The organism is Cnuella takakiae (assembly GCF_001953305.1).
In the GTDB taxonomy this organism is placed as follows: Bacteria; Bacteroidota; Bacteroidia; order Chitinophagales; family Chitinophagaceae; genus Flavisolibacter; species Flavisolibacter takakiae.
This window is the reverse complement of record NZ_MTFE01000010.1, coordinates 2,709,239-2,730,242: the sequence shown is the minus strand read 5'-3', so window position 1 is coordinate 2,730,242 and position 21,004 is coordinate 2,709,239. Positions and strand designations below refer to the sequence as shown.

The window sequence follows — 21,004 nt, the reverse complement described above, 5'->3', positions numbered from 1 at the left end:
TGCCAAACAGTATTTAAGGGCTCGTACACGCTTCAACAGCAGGCTTTTGTAAAAAAATATTTTGCGATTTTTGGCAAATTCACAAATACACCTACATTTGCACTCCACAAAACGGTGATTGTAGCTCAGCTGGTTAGAGCGTCGGATTGTGGTTCCGAAGGTCGCGGGTTCGAACCCCGTCATTCACCCTAGCCGGAAACCCAATACAGTAGCGGGTTTCCGGTTTTTTTCTTCTGTTCTATCCCTGTAGCGCTTTTGAATTTCATCACAAAATTCATCACAATAAAGCGCTCACAAATGCAACCCAAAAAACTCTTCCTCTCTGGCGGCTGCTGGTGCAGTTACCCCTCTGTCACACCTGACAACTGGAAAACAGCAAAGGCAAGCATCCGCAAAGCCTGGCGCATCCATTACCGGTTCTACGATCCAAAGATTACTGATCCAAAGACTGGTAAAGTGAAACCCAAACAGGTTACCATCCAGTCCATGAACAAATACACGGACCTGAAACAGCGCCAGGCTGCAACACAGTTCCTGATTGAAGACACTGTGCACATGCTGACACGGGAGAGTTACCACCCAGTAAAAAAGGAAGTTGCTACCCCTGCCCTGGTTATAACCATCCCCCGCGATACGCCATTTGATACAGCCCTGCTTATGGCGATGGAAAAGATGCAAGGCGCTGACAGCACCAGAAGAGATCTGCGTTGCGTCTTAAACTACGTATTACCTGCCCTCCGCCACTTTCGCATGGACATCATGGAAATACAGGAGGTTGAGTCGCATCACATTGTAGCCCTTCTGGACGGCATGCAAAAAGAATGGAAGGTGATCAACCGACTGGGTGAAAAGACATATGTCAACAAGGCCAAGCCCGGCCCCTTTTCAGATGCGAAGTACAACCGGTACCGGGCTAATCTGCAGCTGGCGTTCAAAGTGCTCAAAAAGTATGGCGCCATTAAACACAATCCAATCACTGGCGAAGATGTGGAAGAAAGGAAGGTGGCAAAAGAGGTGCGTCAGGTATTGACAAAAGAAGAGCGCAAACGGATCAAGACACATTTGGCGGAGGAAAACCCTGTTTTTGGCAGGTTCGTGGAAATCTTCTTCCACTCCTCCGGCCGCCGTACGGAGTTGCTGGCTATGAAGGTGAAGGATGTGGACCTCATCAACCAGACCTACCGGGTGCTGGTTAAAAAAGGAGGTCTGTACAAGTACCAGGAGCGAACCATCAAGAACATCGCTGTGCCGCTGTGGCGGGAACAGATCAAAGAGGCCCTCCCTGATGACTATGTATTCAGCCGTAGGTTAGTACCTGGCCCGGCCATGATCCGTGAAGACCAGATTGATAAGCGTTGGCGCCGGTGGGTTAAATCACCGCTGGGTATTACCTCAGATTTCTACACGCTGAAACATGGCAACACTTCCGAACTGGTAGACAGCCTTGGCGATGAAGCAGCTGCCCAGCAAGCTGGCCATACATCAACTGCAATGGTTGTTTCGATATATGACCACTCAAGAAAACAGCGGGAGCACGAACGGCTGAAGCGGGCAAACAACGCCTTCTAACCATATTACACCCTCCCTGAAAACTGAAGGGCACCCATGCACGTGGGGTGCCCTCCTTTATTTGTACACCCTCTCCCCTAGTAATGGTACTGGTGCACGAGTGCAAGGTACTGTATGAAAAGAAAATGCCCCGCTGAAAAGCAGGGGCTTCACCCTTATTCATAAATTTACTTACCAAGTCAAATATAAATGCCCTTGCGGAAACAAGGGCAATCTGTAAAAAAATGTAATAAGGTGTATTAAGTCCCTCACAATAGTTTAGCTAAAAAACCCCGGCTAGAAAGCCAGGGCGTGTACTATTGTTTATGCGATTGTGATGGAAAAGGAATTACAATCTTTTTGCCAAAAGAAAAGCCCTGGCAAGAATGCCTGGGCCGCGTATTACTAGAAAGCAGAAGATAATAGTAAGATAAAAAAGCATCTACTGGAATGCAAGGGCAAAATTCGAAAATTATCTACCCCAACTATAAAGCTAGAATACAAGCTTACTGACTAAAAAAGGCTCCTGTAGACACAGGAGCCTTAAACGAAACGAGCTCCTAATGAACTCTTGGACAAAGGTATCAATCTTAGAAAACGTAAAAAAGCCCCTGCTGGAAAACAGGGGCAACGCCATAAAGAATGTATTAGATCAATCGTTAGGGTTTTATCAATCACCTTGCCAAACAAAAGCCCCGGCAAGACTGCCAGGGCGATAGAAAAACGTGGATTACACAAAATGTTTCTATTTTATTTTGAACAAGTTTTTTGCCAAAAAAAGAGCCCCTACTAGAAAGCAGGGGCGTCCAAAGTATGAAACTAAGAAGTTTCTTTCTAAGGAACAATAACCCTGCCCAAATAGGAAAGCCCAAACAAGAATGCCAGGGCATAATACAAAAATAACTAAGGAGAAAAGCTATATTAAGCAAGCGCTCTGATCCTGGCCAGCCACTTGAGGCGGTCACTGTAACCATTCAACGCACCATTCACGCGCCTTGTTACTGCTTTGAAAAGCCTGTCATCTGCCAGCTGGTTGCAACCTGCATTGTCCCACCACCAACAGGCAGCCATGGCGCCCCACTTCGGCAGCAGCAGCAAATCCGGATCATCGACAAAACTGTCATCACCAAGCAGCGTTTTGCTTACTGCGGTGTAGTTGCTTTTACCGGTGATCTGCAAGGGGCCACGGCCGCGGAACTTGTAACCATCACCGCTCCACTCGTTGCCGTTCTTCATCCTGTTTGCATACACCCGGTTGGCGATCTTCTCGGGCTGGTGTGCGTACCGGTGGGCTACACCGATATTGGCGAAGTACTTAGGAAAGACCTCCACCAGGCGCTTTGCACTGTAGTTCAGATTCTCCTCCACCTGGGTCAGGCCCATGCTTTCGTGCAGGATCTGGGCAAAGAAGTAAGACTGACGCAGAGGCGTGTTGATTTCATACTTTGCCAGTGCCGGTAGAAAATGGGTGCCCCACTCCTGCTCGTTGGGTATCTGCACAAGGCTGGTGAATTGGCTAAGGTTCATAATACCTGCTTTGTTGTTACCGACATGGATGTCGGGATCATAGTTAACTTATAAGTTTAGAGTCTCCCTAGGATCGGGATTTTGGGGCGCAGCTTGATAAAGCCCCAGATGACCACACCGCCGGCGATCATAATCAGGATCCAGAGCAGCTGGTCGCGCTGAGCCTTCCACTTATCTCCTTTTACAACGGCCGTCTGCAGTTCTAACTGCACCCCTTCCCTCCTTTTTACTTCCGCTCCCAACTGGTACCGTAGGTCTGCCAGCTTGTAACCCAACTCCCGGTAAATGGGTTGGATAATCTTTGCGGTGTCGGGCTCACACGGTTTGTATTGGGCCTTTAACTGCTGAACCTGAGCAAGCAGGCTACCTACCTGCTTCTGCAGCTTTGCTTTGCCCTGATCGATCGATGGTACCGGGTTCTGGGTATTCACGGCACCAAGTAAACTATCCACAAGGTCCTTTGCCTTTTGCGCTTCCTGTTCCAGGCTGTCGATCTGCCCGGTGTAGTCGATATTGTTTGCAGGGGTGTGCTGCTCGATATATGGAGTACCAACACTGTCAATGTTGGGCGCCAGCCTGGCCGCATGGGCCATCAGCTTATCCGGATGCTTGTTATAGTACCTTTCTGCACCTCGCGGGGTGGTGCAGCTGGCAAAGGACATAACAACGAAGGCAGCACAGGCAAGTACTGTCAATAGTAGCCAGGTCTTTGCTGGTATTTTATGTAGTTGCATATTTTACTTTAAGGGGTGAAATGAAAGGTGCCGGGCTATGTATAGGTACAATCGCCCGGTACCCTTACTTGCCATCGGCGATATCAGTCTTCACATCGATCACCTGCAGGATCTTCTTTTCCGTTTTGCTGAATGCCTTTTGCAGGATGGATGAGCCTACAAAGCCCACGAAGGCAAAGAAGAACTTCACGTAATCCATGATGATCGGGTTGAAGTGCACCACTTCGTCCAGGATCAACAGGAAGATGGCCACAGTGAGCACCGATCCCAGAATGGTCACCCAATCATCTTTGAAGTAATCGAGGGCACTGAATGGCTTGTTTGCAGCCTCGCTGCGCTGCTTGAGTGCCGGCAGCTTGATCACTGCGATGTGAAAGGCGATGCCTAGCACACCAGCCAGTACACACTTGAGGAAAAGGATGGTTGTCATATTGCGTTGTTTAGTTTACGATTTCAATGGTTCCGTAGAAGTACTTAAGCTGGTCGGCGATGATCACGGGGTGTGCCTGCACGAAAGCCGTATAGTACTTGCCCGAGTTGCCATGCCTTATCCTTTGCTCATCCTTGAATGCCGTCTTTGTGCTGATTGCCTTGTTCCATTTGGAACGCATCTCCAACAGGTCCTCTTCATGCACCAGGTTCTCATAGCCAAACTCCCGCACCTCGCTCAACTGGCAGGCAAAGAACTTCAGGAATGCATCGGAGATAAATATGCACGCCCCCTGCTCATCCATCCTGAACACCATCTGTGCGCTGCATAGCTCCTGCGCCTTCCTTAGGGCCTTATTCTCTGTCAGCACATCCTGCACAAGGGCCAGGGTGTTTTCAATCCTGCGCACGGCATCCTTCGTGGAGCTGCCGCCATTGTAGGCCAGCTCCTTTTTTATGCTTTCTTGTTCAATGCTGATCTTTTCAAGTAGGATTTTTTGGCCCACCAGAAGCTCGGAAAACTGCTTGCGCCACATCATTTTCTTAACCGTCCACAGCCATACGGTTTTTATATAGGTGAAGCAGTACAGGATGGACTCCTTAACCTCTTTGAAGTCCTTTACGCACTTCACCAGGCCATACAAAAAGATGATTGACCAACCTAAAGCCGCTGACAGTTGTGCAATGGTTAGCTGCTTATATATCATTGCACAGTCGTTGAAGTAGTTAGAACATAATCCTGCTTGTACCCTTTATTATACTGGGCGCCCCACAGATCGACGCTGTATGCCGCATCTGTAGTGTACCCGCCCGCCCTTGGATGTGTTCCACTGGGTATAAGACCTATGGTGTTGTTTACACCACTCACCTGGGTAGTGGTAGCGGGCGCCGTGATCCAAATGCGCTTCCAGCCACTTCCCGCATCCTCAATTCCTTTATCGATCAGGGATGAGCCAAAGGCAGTGATTGTGCTTGTTTGCAGGTCGAAGTTGGCAAAGGCCTGGCTGCCGAAACCGCTGTTGCCCAGGAAGAGCTGCACGTACCTGCGGTTCACATCTTTTACATAAACCGCATAGGTGTAGTTATTGCCCGCTACTGTTGCAGTACCCTGGACAATATGCTTGCTGCTGGTGTTGATGAGTGTTGTGGCCCTGTCAGCGGTTGTGGTGCCATCAGGCGCTGTGCTTGCATTGGCAGTAATGGGAACGTTTGTTTTGCTCCATACCGGATTATCAAACTCCTCGGAGTACAATACGCCATTTTCCGGAATGACGGGTCGGAGCTTTAGCAGCACCGGACCTGATGCAAGGCTTTTTTTCCGGGCATTGCCTGTGGTGCTACGGTGTTTTAGAGGGATCACACCGGCATAGCCAGCCGGCGGCCGCACGTTCGGCGGCGGATCATATACGAAGAGCGCCATAGACTCATAAGCACCCAACTTCATCGGGCCGGCACTGATCACTTCGCCATTATGCCGCATGTAGCTCCGCGGAAGCACAATGTTGCTATCCTTCCCATTTGGATTATAGATAAAGCGGAAGGCGCTTGCGATGGGTGTTCCAGCTGCAAATTTCAGTACAGCTCCGCGGCTGTTTTTATCATGGCCGAACAGTGTGCTCCATTGTGACAGGCTGTAGTCCCTGGCTTTTTCGCTTGCTGCTGGGTTGCCCACCTTCCGCCAGTTCCATATAACGTTGATCAGTTCGGCATCCAGTGATGTAGGCCGTATGTACCAGTTTGAATCAATATTGTTTCCGGAGTTGAAAAAACGGTCCGTTCCCCTTGGCTCATCCAACTTCCTGATCACAGCCGTATCGTCCCAAAGAGTGCGGAAGTATGCAATGAGATCAGTTTCACTGTAGGAAACAAAGAGGTTGCCTTTTATCACCAGGTTGTTGGTGGAATCGTCCAACTTGAAGGCCAGTGCAGCTGCGGTATTTATAACGTTGGCATCGTTCTCCAGTTTCAACTGCGAACTGCCGTTCCCTACCAGGAAGTTGCCCGTAAATTCAATGTTGTGATTATTGTGCAGGTAAAAGCCACCCCGGCTGCAGTTGGTAAATACATTACCGTAAAACCTCAGGGGGTTTCCCGGCCTGCCGCCGCTTCCATCATCAGTGTATCCACCATAAGCAGCACGGCTTGCAGTAAACTCGGTTCCTTGAAAGCTTGGGTATACACCTGCGCCATCAACAAAATTGTACCTGACAATTGTCCCTTCCTTGCTGGTAGAATCAAACGTGTACAGGCCCGCAACATCATCATTGCGCATGGCAAAGTTGGTGATGAAGTTGTTTTCAAAAAGGCAGTTACGTGAGTTGAATCTTATACCTGCCCACCCAACGGAGTCCACGCGGGCACCTCCTATATAATGGCCGCCAACGCCGCCACGTAAGCGTATGCCGGTCATCATGCTACCTCCCTGCTCTTGCCCTTGCATGCCGAAAAACAAACCTATGCGCTTTGTTAGGGGCCGGATCAGGGTCCACCTGCTACCCGTGCTGTTTGCGTCTATGCCGAAGTTCTGGCAATCGATAGCAGTGAAGTCAATGAAGGTGATATCAGAAACGTTCGCCTGTTGCATGGCGTCAACACCCTTGGAACCGCAGTAGCGAACAGTAACGCTGTCAAAGGTGTTGAAAGTGGAGGTTCCTGAAAAGGAGATACCATCCAAATTGGGCCCTTCAAACACCAGGTCCTCGAACTTCAGGTAAGAGCGGCCGGCAATGGACAAAGCATTATCAACCGTTGCGATCTTCACCGAGTCACCTACCGGGTTGTAGGTGCTGTACATCCATAGCTTTTTGTCAAAGGCTCCATTGTACCACCATTCCCACTGCTGATCAAGGGTGGCAGGGTGATTCAGAATATAATAGCCCCAGTTGTTGCGCATTTCGTACTCCTGGCCGCTGGTTACAATCGTTGACCTGAATCCATCATGCGTATGGCTGGTAATGGTGCCTGTGTCACTTGACCACCGCTGCCCTTTTGAAACAAGCCTTGCACCTGTCCAATTGGGTGAGGCAGAAAGGGCAGTATCATACAGAGTTGTTTTGCTGCCGGCTGGATGCGCGTCTATGAAAAGCCATCCATAACGAGCGGCATCTGCATTCGGGTACCTGCCCATAGGCGTGTTTTCACCCCGTACAGTAACCATGTGGGCAGTATTCAAGCCACTCACCGCAAGAGTACTGCGCCAGATATTGGGGCTGATCTCCTCCCAGCTTTCCACCTTCCGAAAGCCACTAATTACCGGCTGGCTTCCCCATCCGTAGGTACCAAAGTATAGCGGTGCAGACAGGCTGCCACCGGACCTGCCAATTGAAAGACTTCCATACAATGCCGGCTCTCCTCGGCGGAATAGTACACTGTCACTTGCGCCAAAGATGTTGCCTGAGGTTTTTGCAATCTCGGAAGAAACCTTACTTAATGTCCATGGCGATGTAGGGCTGGTACCGCTGTTTGTTGCACTGCCCCAGTAGCTCACATAATAAGTTGCAGCCTGGCTGTGGAGGCCAAAAAGAAGAAGGATGGTAGTAAGGAGGCGCATCAGTTAATTGTAAGTAATCGTTACACCAAAATCAGTGAGGGTTCCGCTGATTGCGGTTATCACCACCCAGATGAAGCGGCCCGGCAGAATGGTAGTGGATGCGGTGAGTGTAGCAGCTGCACCGCTTGTGCTGGTGGCAGCATGACTGGCCACAATGGTACCGTCTGCAACACCCCTATTTACACCGTATTCAATCCTATAGGTTACTGAAGGTGTGGTGCCTTGCAGCACTTCCCGTACATCCAGCACTGTGATGGTGTCAGCGGTGTACATCAGGTGATAGTTTACTGCACCGGTAGGCGTTCGCGAAAGGGATTGCTGGCTTATGGCCACTTTGCCTGGTATTTCTTCAGCCTTTATCAGGTCAGTTTTCCTACGAAAGCTATCCAAATTAGGCACTGGCCTGTTGTAAGCAGACAGGATCATCTGTCTTTCAGCATCGGAAAGCAGTCCAAAGCCAGCTTCAGCAAGTACAATACTTGCCCTGATCAGCCGGAAGCTGTCGATGGTGGTTTTGTCTGCCTGTGAGAGGCCAGCACCACCACGCCCTACAGGGATGGGAAAAGTTGTAGGCTCGGAAGGTAGTGTTCCTGACTGAGCATCTGCCAGGAATGGCAAAGACATGAGCAACAGTATAGGCAATAGCTTTTTCATGTGCTTAAGTGTTTTACTCGTCCAGTAAGGTTGATTGCTTGATTTCCTGCAGGCGCTTGATGCCCGCTTCTTTGATCTGCTGGCGGTAGGCTGCATACTTTGCCCTGAGCAGCATGATCTGCTCCATGATCCAAGGGTGTCGCATTGCATCGGGGAACACCTCCTGCAGTAGCGTTGCATTGAAGTCAGCAACAATGCCATCAGGCTTTGATAGCAGAAAAGCATAGGTGGCGATGAATTGCCCGTAGGTAGTGGCCACTTTAATCACTTGGTTGGAGTCTACCCCGTCCCACTTAGTTGCAACCCTCCGCTCATATGCCTGCTGTTGCGGATCAGTAGACTTTATAAGGTCGGACACATAGCCGTACTCCCACAGCTTCAGTCCAGTGATGTGCATGGTGTCTTTGCTGTAGTCATGTTCCGGTACCGCTAAAGTGTCAGATTGGGAGTTTGCAAATAGGTGGCAAACTGAAAGGAGCAAAAGAGTGATCAGGTATTTCATGGTTCGTATTTAAATAAGTTGTGTTTCTAATCGAGTCTGCGCCAGGATGAACCGTCTTTTACGAACTCATAGAACGTATTAGCCGGGATGCTAGTCATGGTGACAGCATCGTTAAGGGGTTGATTGGAAGTGATTGAAATGGGGGAAGATGTTGTGTTGCGAACCCTTAGCTTCAACTGATCCTGTGGGGCAGGGAATGCAACCGAGGTGGTGGTGCCACCCAAAAACACGATCTGCTCCAATGCCCCGGATGTTATCGTAATAGTTTGGGTGGTGTTGATTGCAGCTTGAGCATAGCCCATGAGCGGGCCACTTGCAAGCCCTTTGGTGCCGTTAGATACCACAACCCGGTTAGGTGTCAATGTTTTTACCGTCAGGCTATCTTCTATTTGCACACTACCTGCAACGTGCAGCATGGAAAAGGGGTTGTTGGTTCCTATCCCCACCTTGCCATCACCTCCCACCCGCATGCGCTCAAAGGTGTTGGTGTGGAACCGTATAGCGGTTGCATTTGGGGAATACAATCCAAAGTCTTTACCTGTATTTGTAGCCCGGTCAATACTTTCTATTACGTTCATGTTATACGTTGCGGAGTAGCCAAATTCTAGGGTGTTGGCACCGCTTGTAGCTACTGCAAACTTTTGCTGCGGGGCATTCGTACCCACTCCTAGGCGGCCTTCTATGTAAACATTGTTTGAAGCGTCCGCCGTGATAAACTTATGGTTTGCCCCTCCTTTACCTGCATAATATTCACCATCTGCACCTTTTTTGATTTGCCCATCAGCCAATGTGCCAACCGATCCTGTAGGGGTAAAAGTGAAGCTTGCTGCTTCCACATCATTTGTAAAGGTTGCTTTGCCTGCTGTTGTCAGCGTAAAATGATCGGTAGGAATGCCGCTACCCGTAGTACTACCAAATGCCCATCCTCCGGAACTGCCAAGCATGCGTGCCTGTGTTCTGCCTGTACCGGATGCGTTAAAAAGTTGCATACCGGGCAGGTTTGAAGGCGTTCCAAATCTGAAGGATCCAACTTCGGAGCCTGAACGGAAATACCATTCGCCAAGGCCATTATTTGTCAGCCTGTAGCGCAAGATTCCACCGCTGTACATATTAATAACTGTATCCCCATCCAGCGTTGAAATGTGAACCGTATTACCATCACCAGGAGCCGAAATAGGCCCTACCAAATACCGGGAAGGAATAGGCGGCAGGTCGGTGCTGTCAATAAGGCCCCATGAAGGTGGTGCAGCAGCCCCTGAATACGGCCCCCGAAAGAATGTCTTTGCAGCCTGCGCGGTAAAGCTTGGTTGCAATGTTGCCTTTAAACTATCCAGGGACTTGTATAACCGTCCCTTGGTAGCCAGGCCAGAAGTGGCCCCTGTGGTGTCAGCGGTGAAAGTTGAACCATTCAGGATAATGGGCAACCCTGCAGTGTACGTATTGCCCTGAGGTATGGTGGCCTTTAAGCTGTCCAGTGTTTTATATAACCTGCCCCTTGTGGCAATGGCAAAAGTATCAACCCTGGGTGTGCTGTCATTAACAGGGGTCAGGCCATAGCCTGCATTTACCCTGCGCAAATATTCTACAGCTGCCTGCTCATCTCCGGTATCAAATAACCACCTGAAATACACATTCCCATTGGCATCTTTGAAATCTATACCGGCAAGCTCTCCATTCACATAATATGGCTCCTGCTGTGAAGGCAGTGCTGCAATCTGCTGCTGTACCCACTGACCAGGAGCAACAAAAGGAACACCGAGCGCTGTAGATGTATCGCTTTTGTTGAACCCTCCCCCAACCTTCGCCCACCTGCCAAGTGTTGGCACCCATACTTCAAGGGTGCTATCCGATGCTGAGCCCTTGAGGTGTACACGGTTTTGATATTCAACAGGTATCTGCCAACTGCCGGAAGGGATGGCTAGGCCTTTGGAAAACTGGTTGTAATCGTACTCATACCAGGTAGGTATGCGCTGCGCCTTCTGTGCATATGCGCCAGCGTAAGCCAGCAAAAACAGCAATAGTATTTTCAGTCGTTTCATGTAGTTAAAATTTTACCACCCAGTAAATGCCCACGTTCTTTGGCCGGGCTTCGCTTCCGCCTTCATCTTCTATTGTAGCTGCTGTCCATTGCGCATCGCTCATAGAGGCCACCCGGTATTCACCTGCAGCGCCAGTGCTATCCACTGTTGCAGTGGTGCCCGCACCGCCGGACAGGTCAGAAGCCCTTGCAGCGGCTTTATTGAATGGCGCCTCAACGTGATTATGCTTCTTGTTTTGATCCCCCTGGTAGCCACCGGGATTGTTGTACGCCCTTTCGGTGTCGCCCGGTTTTATGCCACGTAGGAAAACCCCATCGAGGTTGGGCAAACGAAAAGTTGTTGAGCCATCGCCTGTAGTGAAGCAGCCAGCTTTATTTACCGGATCCTGCGCCAGTTGCTGCTCGGTGATCACAGCCGGGCCAAGTGTTTGGATTATAGCCCACAGCCGGGGGTACTGCTGTCGGAGTACCACCTGGCCGTTACATCGAAGTTCATCCTGGGCTATATTGTAAGAAGCGTAGGGCTTTGCCAGGCTTCTGTATGCGTTTGACAGGTCGCCGCCAATCACGTAGTAGCCATCCGCATCACGGAACAACCATACACTTTCGCCGGGCGAAAGCCACAGCTCGGTGAAGGCCGCGCCATTCATGTAGATGTAACCACCTGCAGGGGCTGCGATCCTGTTTTGAACATTATTGGAGATAGAGGCTTCCACCACTACCACGCTGTTGGCGGGCTGGGAAGCGATATCGGTGAGGGTAAGCGTAACCTGAGTTGCACCGGAGCGGAGTTGCTGCAGTTTACCTGCGCTTTCGGGGGTAAGGGTCTTGTTTGCAGTCACCTCTTCCACACCGGTAAACAGGCCACCGCCGGTACCGGTTACTACCGGGGCGCCGGGGTCGGAGCCTTCCATACGGTACAGCTGGTAGTCGTACCGCTCCCCTTCCTGCAAAATGTCGCCGGATTGTTTGAGCTTAAAGCCACCACCTGCCAGTACATCGAACTCCGCGGAGGTAAGCGGTCGGCCGTCCCTGCGGAGGAAAAACCTTTTGCCCGCAAGAGAAGGAATAGATGCCGTCTGTGTGCCCGCATCTGCCAGCGGCACGATGTAGATCATCGGGTCACCTTCCAACACTGGGGTAACAGTCTGGGAGCCACCGGTAAGGATTAGTGTGCGCAGGTCCTGTGCTTTCAGCCATACGGTCTTATCTGCACCGCTCATCCAAAGGGGTAGTCGATCATCGAGCGACAGCTCACCAAAGAGCGTGTACTGGGGCAGCTCAGGGATGCGCACCTTCCGCATTAGGGACTGCACGTAGGCTGCTATTTCACTTTCCAGTTGTGGCGATAAAGGCATCGCCGGTAAAGTTGGAAAATGAAAAGCCGCCTCATTGGGCGGCTGGCGTAAGTAGAGCAGTACTTATATTATTGCTTTCGATACAGCTTCCCCGTTGCTGTTTCCACAAGAACCTCAGCGAAACCCGCACCGCCTGGTGTTGTTGGCAGGAATGCAAAGCCATTGAGGGTGGCGTTGTTGGCAAGGGTCCTGCCAAGGTCAGTCACTTCCCGCCCGGTCGCCTGTGCCGCCTGCACGATCTGTTCGATGCGGCCTGCTGTTACCATTCCGGTAGCATCAGAAAGGGTAAGGTCGTAGTCCCACTCGTTTACAATGTTGCGGGTAAGGGCTGTGATGCGGATAAGCCTGCTGATGCTTAAGTCGGTGTCTTCAACAAACACAACATCGCCAACGAGGAGCACCCGGTCACGGTGTTTCAGGAACTTGGGATCAGAAAGGGCGGAAAGCTTTACCAATGGCGATGCGCTCGCGTCAAGGGTTTGCCGGGCAGCCTCCAAAAGCTTCTTCTCCGCCGCCTCCACATAGGTCGCGGGCATGAGGATATCCACCAGCACGTACTGATCGCCCACCTGTGGTCGGAGCAGGGTTGATGGCACATCCATCTTTCCTTCCTGCTTGTTTTTAAGAAAAGTAAAGCGCCTGGTTGTGTGGTTATAGGTTGAAAGGTCGAAGGTGTAGCCCTGTAGCTGGCCAGTGTTGAAGGTAACCTTCGCGGTAAGGCCTGGCGGCAGCTGCGTATTCAGGTCAAAGTCCATGGTTGTATCGGAAAACTCAAACGGGTTGAGCGCATTTACGCCTGTAACAGTACCGGTTCTGTTTGGGTAGATATCTTCAAACACCACCACTCCTTCGCGGATGCCAAAGGCCGCGGTGTTTTGCTCTATGTAATCATCTGCGCCAAACATGCGGAGGCGGGAAGAGAAGTTGCGGTATGCCGCTGGCAGGTTTTTCTCTGATCCGTAGGCATACAGGCGGGTGATCAGGCCACCCTCGCTGGCATTGATGCGGGAAAGCTCTCTAAGGCCTTGGTTCATGCCCTGGCGGTAGGTGTGCCCCGTCCTTCGCTCCAACTTACCCAGGTTGATAATGCCGCCATCAACCCAGAACTCGGTACCAAAAGCCTCAGCAACCCTGGCAAGGGCATTCCACACTGTTTCCTTTGCAAAAGACAGGTTTACATGAATGGTGGCAGGACAGGCACCCGCTTGCCACCCGGTGAATACCCGGTTCATATTGCCCACCAGCAGTTGCAGAAAGTCTTGCGCCGTACCGCGAAGGGTGAAGTCCGTCTCCGTGAGCGTGTTTACTGATCCAAGAAACAGGAACTGCACCCTCGAGAGATCATAGGCGCTGTCCTGCATCTGCATGGTGTACTCATACAGGTTGGTGCCCCGCTTTTTGATCTGTGGCAGGGTGTGTAAGGTATAGCGCACGCCAAACACCTCGCACCAGTCGCTGATTTGAAACTGTGCCAGGTAGGAAAGCCGGAACTGCAGCGATATTGCGCCCGGCTGCATGAGCGCCTGGTTAACAGTGCTGCTCTCTTCCGGCTTGATCACGGTAAAAAGGTCAGCACCTCTTTTAACTTCTATTTTGTCCATGCCCTTAAGTGATTATGAATGCGCCGTCATCGGCAATTATGTGGGTGTCCTTGCCATCGATGGTTGGATTGGCCTCGGTGAATGTGATGCCAAAGGAATGCAGCACACCGCCATCACCCAGACCATTGAGCTTACCACCGGGCAGCTGCTGGTAGGTTGTGCATTCTTTGTAGTACACAAAGTAGCTGCGGCCGCCATGTGCAGTGATGGAAAGCCTGCGGAGCCCCGGCTGGATAAGCCTTGCCAGCAGCGCCTGGTGCTTTTGGAAGAACTGCGCTTCACTGTCTGCCACCATTACGCACTGCAGCGTACCGGTACGTGCCTGCAGGTACACTTTGGAGAGGTCCACATCGATGCCGTTCTGGTCTGGCCAGTCGTGGGAGATGGCAGGCTTTGCCGCGGGAAAGCGGAGAAAGTCGGCACTGCCCAATTGAATAATCAGGCCGTACGCCTGCCATAGATCCACTCCATCGAGGTAGTAGTATCCGGATAAATCAACCATTGTGAGTATTTAGGTAATGTGAATGGTGCGGGCACCGGTTTCGTATTGGTCAAACTTGCGCACAAGCGTTCTTAATTCCGATGCAGCCGATGCAGTATTGATCTCGATCTGCTGGTGTACGGCAAGCGCCATCTGGCCCACTTTCAGCATCTCCAGGTTGGTAATGCGAAGGCCGCCAAACTGACCAGCCAAAAGGTCCGCCTGCTGTTCAGTGATGCCTTTTACTGCACCGGTGAGCGAGTTGGGACCTGATGCGCCGCCGGCAACACCTGCAAGGCTTACCCCTGTGGCCTTTTGGATTTGCTCTGCAAACAGGGCTGCATCCTGGATGGTTTTATTAATGCTGTCGGTAAAGGATTGCACCTCGCCTGTATCAAGACCACCACCGCTCTCCGCATCCTTTGCAAACTGTTCATACAGCTTTTTGATCGGCCCCTCTAATGCCTGGTACTTCAGGGCATTGAGCATGGCCTTGCGGATAATATCCTCTGTGCTGTCTGCGAACTGCTCCACAGCGGTAAAGCCATTAGCAAAGCCGTCAACGATGGTATCGGTAATGCTGTCGGCCGTGGTCCCGGTGAATATCTGTGCAGCCTCTGCCCTGTTTTCGTCCAGCAGCCTGTCTATATCAACGCCTTCCTGCTTGATCTTCTGCAGTTGCTCAAAGAGTTCCTTTGCCTTGCCTGTCAGTTGGCCCTGGGTGAATAGCTTTTCCAGCTCCTCGAAAGATTTGCCGGCAAGGGAAGCGGTGATATCGCGGGTGCGGGTACCAAGACCAAGGAAGCCGCCCCGCTCGACGGTCTTACCAATTACTGCCGTTTGGTTCTGCAGTTGCTTAAACAGGTCCTGGTACTGCTTGGATACTGCCTTTTGCTGCGCCTCCAGCAGGTCCTTCTCTTTTGTGAGTCCCTGCACCTTCAGGTCATTAATGCGGGCTTGCTCGCGGGCCCTTTCGCGGTAGATGGCATTAATCTCCTGCTCTCCCTTCTTTATGGCATCCATCCAGCTTTGCGCATCCGCCTGAGCGGCCTTGCGCTGCTCCTTGGCGGTTTTGAAAAAGGAAACAATGGAGGTCACCACACCTATGGCGGCACCGGCAATGCCAAGGCCTGCGCCCACCTGCCCTACCGTGTCGCCGGTTTCCTGTGCCTGCTTGAAAGCCTTGTATTGGGAGGCGGCATTCACCAGGTTGCCCGAAACATTTGCAAGCAAACGGACAGATGCTGCAAGCCCACCATTGATACCTTCCACGGAAGATGCCACAGCATCGAAGCCCTGGCGGAGTTTATCCACACTGCTGCCAAACTTGTTTGCTTCATCTACCCCATCGGCCGTTGCCTGCAGCAGGCCTTCCGCTTCCTGGATGGAGCTCTCGACATCGAGCTTCATCTTGGGGGTAAGGGTGGTACCTTCCAGTTCCTGCTTCAGTTCCGCAATACGTTGCTTGAGGTCTGCCCGGTTGAAGGAAATCAGGTTTTGTCCGAGCTTCTGGTACAGTGCGCCGTTTTGAATCACGACCGCCTGTGCGTCACGTAGTGCTGTCTCCCGCTGAGTGGCCAGGGCTGCCAGTGCGTTTTTTAGTTCTTCGCCTTGCAGTCCCTTTTTGGCGATGGCGACCCGCTCATTGTACTGCATCTCGATTGCAGCGGCCCTTTGTTTATAAGTAGCAGATATCTGGAGAATGCGGGAAAGCTTATCAATCTCCTCCTGGTACAACTTATTCTGTTCTTTGCGCTGGGCATCGGCAATCTGGGCGGCCAAAGTCTTGTACTTTTCCATATCGCCCACATTGGCAACCCCTAAAACTACTTTGGGTGCCACCTTCTTAAATTCGGCCTGCAACAGTTCCAGGTAAGTGGAAAAGCCCTGCGCCTGGTCGCGGTACATATCGGCTGCGGCCAGATCGCCTATCTCTTTTTTGGCTTCCTCATACCGCTCGAAAATGACCTTCTTTGCCTCCAGGCTTTTAGCATAGCGGGCAGCATCTTCCTTCAGGTTCTGGTTGGAAAGTTCAAGTTGGCGGGACCGCTCCAAAGCTTGCACATCAGACTGGCCAATGCCTGCGGTTTTGGCCTTCTTTGCCTTTTCGTTGAACTCGGCAATCTTGCGGAACATGGCATCATAACGCTGAATTATAGCATCCAATTCCGACTGCTCCTTCAGCATTCCCGTCTGGGCGGCATCCCTGCGCATATCTGAAATAACCTGCAACAGGTCTTTGCGCTCCTCCAAAAGCTGATTTTCTTTCTTCTGTTCCGTCTGTGCCTGCTTAGCGGCAGCCTTCTGGTTGCCAGTGATGCGGAGCTTTTCAGCTTCCAGGTCGTTGATCTTCTTTTGGAACTGCTCATACTGGGCCCTGCTGGTGGATGCGTTGCTTTGCAGTTCTTTTTGAGCTTTAATCTCCGCATCGATGATGGCAACAGTACGCGCTTTACTTGCCTGGTTTTTCTGGTCCCCAATCAGCTGCTCCTTGATCACATCGGCATAGGCGGTGTTGATTTGCTTTATACGATCATCAAAGGCCTGGTTGGTTTCGCTGATCTGCGATTGCAATTCCTTGAGAACAGGATCCTGTGCCCTGACATTGACGGGCAGGGCCTTGGTAGCTGTTTGGCGCTTACTGAGCTTGTCCTGCAAGTCCAGCAGTTCCTGTGCCCTTTCATCTTCGATCTTATCCTTTGCCCGGCCAACTGCCTGCGCCTTGGCTTTGCGGTCAAGTGCTGCTACGTACAGATTGATGGCCTCGGTACCTTCTTTGGTTTTGAGTTTGTCCAGGTCAAGATTGCCAAGGTACTCTGGAGAAAGCGCATTGATCTTGCGCATGGCCGCTTCCCGGTCGGCCTTGCTCTGGGTTTCATCTTTAGCAATGGCAACAAGGCTATTCAGTGAGTCCTTTTCCTTAGCTATTGCTGCGGCCGCTTCGTTGCTGATCTTATTTAGATCTTCCTGAGACTTGGCAGCTGTGCTTGCAGATTTGGAGAAAACATATAATGAAGCAGCAACGCCTGCAACCAAAGCCGCAACTGCAACTGCCGGATTTGCAAGCATTGTGCTATTTAGGAATGCCATTGCTTTCTGGGCGATCCCCGAAGCTCCTGCTTGAAGTATTTGAGCAGCGGTGAGGCTTCTTGTAGTAACCCCTAAAGTAGTAGCGGCAACATTGGTTACCATGAGGGCTGCCCGGTAGGTGCCATAAGTAATAACAAGCACCTTGATAATATTAAGCACCGTCTCATAGCTTTCAACCAACCCTGTTGCTGCACTGATCGCTCCAGAGAACACACCCTCATTGCTCTGGCCAATCTCGTTAAGCATGCGATCCCATGCATCTGACAGATTAGACAGTTGGCCTACAAGGGTTTTACTGATTGCGTCAGTGGAGCCGGACACTCCTTGGAGATCACCCAGTGAGGTAATGTATTCGCGGATTGAGGCTGAAGTGAAATCTACCTGCGTCTGTACTCCTTTGAAGGTAAAGAGAACCTGATCGCCTGCTTTTTCAGCTCTAATGCCCACGCTTTTTAATCGATCGAACTCGCCTGTTTGGGCATCCAGAATGGCCTCAGCCAACTGATCGAAATTCTGACCGGTGGAAGCTGCCAAATCGCCGATCTTTTCCAATTCCTTTCGGGTAGGCGTAAAGCCTTGGTTTACTAGCTTCACGTAAGCGCCGGCTACCTCCTGAAGTTGAAATGGCGTTTTTGCTGCATAATCCGAAAGCATACCAAGTGCATTCCTTGCCATGTCAGCATCACCCATGGAGTTGGTAAGCACGGCCTCAAGTTTCTGGAACTCCCCCCGAACCCGTACCAGGTCGCTGATAAACTGAGTGCCAGCTTGCAGGGATAGGTAGGAACCAATAGCAACAGCAGTCTTTCGGGCATAGTTTTCAATTTCAGCTCCCTGCTTTTTAACACCGCCCGTTATATTCTTAAGTTGGGCTTCCATCTTTTTCATCTCAGCATCGAACTGAGTTCCATCAATGGAACTCTCAAAGGCTAATGGGCCGCCGTTTATCTGTAGTGCCATGACTGCAAACTATAACGCCATATTTTCGGCTGGAATATTACATTTATAACTCAAACCCTACTTACCAAAACAGACAACTCTTATGAGCGAAGTAAAGTGCCCTAAATGCGGAAGCAACCAAATATCTGCTAACAAAAAAGGGTTTTCAGCCGGTAAAGCTGTTGCTGGAGCCGTCCTTGCCGGGCCGGTTGGATTGGCAGCTGGAGCTATTGGCAAAAATAAAGTGGATATCACATGTCTTGCCTGCGGCAATACATGGAACCCTGTGCAACTTGCCAAGGATCAAGAATTAAGACAGATGGGTGTTGAACGGGAATGGCGAAAATCATTTATTGCGGCTTTTGAGGCGAAAGACTTGGAAAAAGCACACGCTATTTATGAAAAGAAATATGGAGAGCCTCGAGAAGGCTGGAGCCTTGAAATTGAGTATGCAGCCCAGAAGAAAACTGAAGATCGCCTGGAGGCCTTCACTAATGGTGTTTATGTCTGTTTTGGCCTTATTGTCTTAGCGATTATATTTTACCTTATTTATTACTAATTATTTGTAGCTGCACCAGGTGGAGGACTGGGTGAAGAGAAGAGAGAAGGTGCTGCAGTTGATGAATAAAGCTAGTTAACACTTAACCATACCAAAACCATGAAAAAGTTCACCCTTTCGCTACTACTTGCTTTTCCTTTCCTTGTAAATGCTCAGTATTTAAGAGGCACCTTTTTTATAGTTGCATCTTGCAAAAATGGTATTGTTTTAGGAGTGGATTCCCGAGCTTCGATTGCATATGACAAAAATGGCAAGCCCCATGATGTTGCCTATTATGATAGGTTTCAAAAGGCTTTTATTATCAAAGACTTTGCTGCCATTTTTAGCAACCAGACATCATTTAATTGGCTTACAATTAGCCATTACGTTCAGCAATTTCAAAAATCAATTCCAGAAAAAGGCAATATTCCTGAACGCATAAAACAATGGGAGGATTATGCAAGAAAGAATTTAGGTGGTGGGGCTTTAAAAATTTCAGTTTTATTTGCCAAGTATGAACAAGGTCAGCCTCAGATTGGAATTTTAGATGGACCTAATCGAGGGTTTACAGGGCCCCAAGCATTTGTTACTAACGACCGCACTTACGACTTTAGGCCAACTAGGTATTGGGAAAGAAACACTAAAGAAGTTGCCCAAATGATTGAACAATCAATTTACAGTTATGCAAAACAGAAAAACAAAACAAAGACTGTGGGAGGTCCCATAGCTGTTATTAATATCACTCCTTTAAACTCGATAACTTGGCTTAGCACGTTCAAGTTTCTGAAAATTGATTCTTCTTTAGATGCTATGGTAAATCCTAATAAATATGGCATTGAAGTTCATTACAACTCTGAAGCAGATAAAAAGGAGCACTTTGAATATGTAAAGAAATTAAAGGAAATTTTGAAAGGTTAAATCAGAAAAAAATCAAAGTATCGACATAATACACAGCGATCCCTGAAGGCGTTACGTATTTTTTGAACTTTGGCACTGGAATCGAATTGCGGTACATACATTTTGTCTGAACCCTCTCAAAGTCATCAGGGTACACGCAAATATGTTTAGTATCCGATGTGTGATATATAATCATTCCAGAAGGTAATACTTGCCGATACAATTTAGAATCTGGCTGTACATCCTTATTGCAACTAGTAAGTGCCAGAACAAAAACCAAATACAATATTCTTTTCATGACTGATACTTTGTAATTTTAATCAGTCATTTCCTTTTTAGTTGAGCACTGTTCGCGCAGTGCTTTTTTATTGCCCCTTCCCCATCATCCCACTGGCCATGCCCATAAACTCTTCGAGACTACCAAAACCGGTAGTCTTTCCTTTTTGTACCTGCACCTGCTCTTCCTCATCATCGCCAAAGTCATACTCCGGCATGGTGGCAAGCAGCAGCTGGACATTTGCCCAAGACAACTCCCAAAGGACATAATCAAGCGTCCAGTGGAAATGGGCGGCTACACTTCCGCACTGTTCCCAGGGACTTGTGGGCTCGTCATCGCGGGGGCGGGGCTTTCGCTTTTTTGCGTCCCGCTGTCTAATACGTTCGCTCCGCGCATCAAGACGATAGTATGTAAAAAAGCCTGAACGTTCATCTGCTTCATCACCATCATTACAACAGCCAATAGCTCGTTGGTGTCCAAGCTCCAGTGTATGGTTTCAGCAAGGCTTCTTTTAGGGCCAGCTTTGGTGTTGGTGATGGCAATGGCAACAATGCGGCAAAAGTCGAATGCATGTTCCTGTACTACCTGGTGGGTGATTTCCAAAGGCTCACCGCTATCTTCTTTTTTCTTTATTGACAGCAGTATTTCAGAAATGCGCACCAGGTTGCCAAGTGTGGTGGAAGGAATGGTGTAGGTCCTTGTCTTCTTGAAGTGCTTTGGTAAATACCGGCTCAGCAGCTTTTGAAACCTGGTGCGGGGCGCCACCTCAAAGGTGATCTCTATTGGCTCCTGCGCCAGTACCTGGCCGTGGTTGGTAGGTATCTCACTCATATAGTTGGTT

Annotated in this window: 17 protein-coding genes and 1 tRNA gene; 4 read left to right on the top strand and 14 right to left on the bottom strand. The window is 50.0% G+C overall.

Going from position 1 to position 21,004, the window contains the following annotated elements; genetic code table 11:
- The first annotated feature begins 113 nt into the window (after positions 1-113).
- Positions 114-189: transfer RNA gene (locus BUE76_RS11970), tRNA-His, on the top strand.
- 108 nt (positions 190-297) lie between these two features.
- Entirely contained in the window at positions 298-1,569 is a 1,272-nt protein-coding gene (locus BUE76_RS11965) for a tyrosine-type recombinase/integrase (protein ID WP_073040110.1), read from the top strand.
- Between the two features lie 900 nt (positions 1,570-2,469).
- On the opposite strand, the gene BUE76_RS11960 is transcribed toward BUE76_RS11965, so the two are convergent.
- The 12 genes from BUE76_RS11960 to BUE76_RS11905 all read right to left on the bottom strand — a co-directional run bounded on the left by BUE76_RS11960 (position 2,470) and on the right by BUE76_RS11905 (position 18,472).
- Positions 2,470-3,075: a glycoside hydrolase family 19 protein gene (locus BUE76_RS11960; RefSeq protein WP_073040112.1), complete on the bottom strand. Its 606-nt coding sequence runs from the start codon at positions 3,073-3,075 to the stop codon at positions 2,470-2,472.
- A 56-nt stretch (positions 3,076-3,131) separates the two neighbouring features.
- Positions 3,132-3,737 carry a hypothetical protein gene (locus tag BUE76_RS11955; RefSeq protein WP_143157197.1) on the bottom strand — a complete coding sequence of 202 codons (606 nt, stop codon included), beginning with the start codon at positions 3,735-3,737 and terminating at the stop codon, positions 3,132-3,134.
- 136 nt (positions 3,738-3,873) lie between these two features.
- The gene (locus BUE76_RS11950) at positions 3,874-4,239 is read right to left on the bottom strand and encodes a hypothetical protein (RefSeq protein WP_073040116.1); all 366 of its coding nucleotides are present in this window, start codon (positions 4,237-4,239) and stop codon (positions 3,874-3,876) included.
- Between the two features lie 10 nt (positions 4,240-4,249).
- Positions 4,250-4,945, bottom strand: a complete 696-nt coding sequence (locus tag BUE76_RS11945; protein WP_073040118.1) for a PAS domain-containing protein — start codon at positions 4,943-4,945, stop codon at positions 4,250-4,252.
- Positions 4,942-7,788: a right-handed parallel beta-helix repeat-containing protein gene (locus BUE76_RS11940; protein WP_073040120.1), complete on the bottom strand. Its 2,847-nt coding sequence runs from the start codon at positions 7,786-7,788 to the stop codon at positions 4,942-4,944. The genes BUE76_RS11945 and BUE76_RS11940 overlap by 4 nt, the downstream gene beginning before the upstream one ends.
- 3 nt (positions 7,789-7,791) lie before the next feature.
- Complete coding sequence (locus BUE76_RS11935) at positions 7,792-8,442, bottom strand: hypothetical protein (RefSeq protein ID WP_143157198.1); 651 nt, start codon at positions 8,440-8,442, stop codon at positions 7,792-7,794.
- A 13-nt stretch (positions 8,443-8,455) separates the two neighbouring features.
- Complete coding sequence (locus BUE76_RS11930; protein WP_073040124.1) at positions 8,456-8,944, bottom strand: hypothetical protein; 489 nt, start codon at positions 8,942-8,944, stop codon at positions 8,456-8,458.
- A gap of 26 nt (positions 8,945-8,970) precedes the next feature.
- Complete coding sequence (locus BUE76_RS11925; RefSeq protein ID WP_143157199.1) at positions 8,971-10,983, bottom strand: hypothetical protein; 2,013 nt, start codon at positions 10,981-10,983, stop codon at positions 8,971-8,973.
- Positions 10,984-10,987: 4 nt separating this feature from the next.
- Positions 10,988-12,340: a phage tail protein gene (locus BUE76_RS11920; protein ID WP_073040128.1), complete on the bottom strand. Its 1,353-nt coding sequence runs from the start codon at positions 12,338-12,340 to the stop codon at positions 10,988-10,990.
- 68 nt (positions 12,341-12,408) lie between these two features.
- The gene (locus tag BUE76_RS11915; RefSeq protein WP_073040130.1) at positions 12,409-13,941 is read right to left on the bottom strand and encodes a hypothetical protein; all 1,533 of its coding nucleotides are present in this window, start codon (positions 13,939-13,941) and stop codon (positions 12,409-12,411) included.
- Positions 13,942-13,945: 4 nt separating this feature from the next.
- Positions 13,946-14,443 carry a hypothetical protein gene (locus BUE76_RS11910; RefSeq protein WP_073040132.1) on the bottom strand — a complete coding sequence of 166 codons (498 nt, stop codon included), beginning with the start codon at positions 14,441-14,443 and terminating at the stop codon, positions 13,946-13,948.
- 9 nt (positions 14,444-14,452) lie between these two features.
- Positions 14,453-18,472 (bottom strand): hypothetical protein, encoded by a 4,020-nt coding sequence (locus BUE76_RS11905; protein WP_143157200.1) that lies wholly within the window; start codon positions 18,470-18,472, stop codon positions 14,453-14,455.
- 82 nt (positions 18,473-18,554) lie between these two features.
- On the opposite strand from BUE76_RS11905, the gene BUE76_RS11900 reads away from it, so the two are divergent.
- Both BUE76_RS11900 and BUE76_RS11895 read left to right on the top strand, forming a co-directional pair.
- Positions 18,555-19,010 (top strand): hypothetical protein, encoded by a 456-nt coding sequence (locus tag BUE76_RS11900; RefSeq protein ID WP_073040136.1) that lies wholly within the window; start codon positions 18,555-18,557, stop codon positions 19,008-19,010.
- Between the two features lie 99 nt (positions 19,011-19,109).
- Positions 19,110-19,907, top strand: a complete 798-nt coding sequence (locus BUE76_RS11895) for a hypothetical protein (RefSeq protein WP_073040139.1) — start codon at positions 19,110-19,112, stop codon at positions 19,905-19,907.
- Between the two features lie 344 nt (positions 19,908-20,251).
- Here BUE76_RS11895 and BUE76_RS25295 read toward each other — a convergent pair whose 3' ends face one another.
- Together BUE76_RS25295 and BUE76_RS11885 are read right to left on the bottom strand one after the other, a co-directional pair.
- On the bottom strand, positions 20,252-20,380 hold the full coding sequence (locus BUE76_RS25295; RefSeq protein WP_262485765.1) for a hypothetical protein: 129 nt from the start codon (positions 20,378-20,380) through the stop codon (positions 20,252-20,254).
- A 77-nt stretch (positions 20,381-20,457) separates the two neighbouring features.
- Positions 20,458-20,994 carry a hypothetical protein gene (locus BUE76_RS11885; protein WP_073040143.1) on the bottom strand — a complete coding sequence of 179 codons (537 nt, stop codon included), beginning with the start codon at positions 20,992-20,994 and terminating at the stop codon, positions 20,458-20,460.
- Positions 20,995-21,004 lie beyond the last annotated feature (10 nt).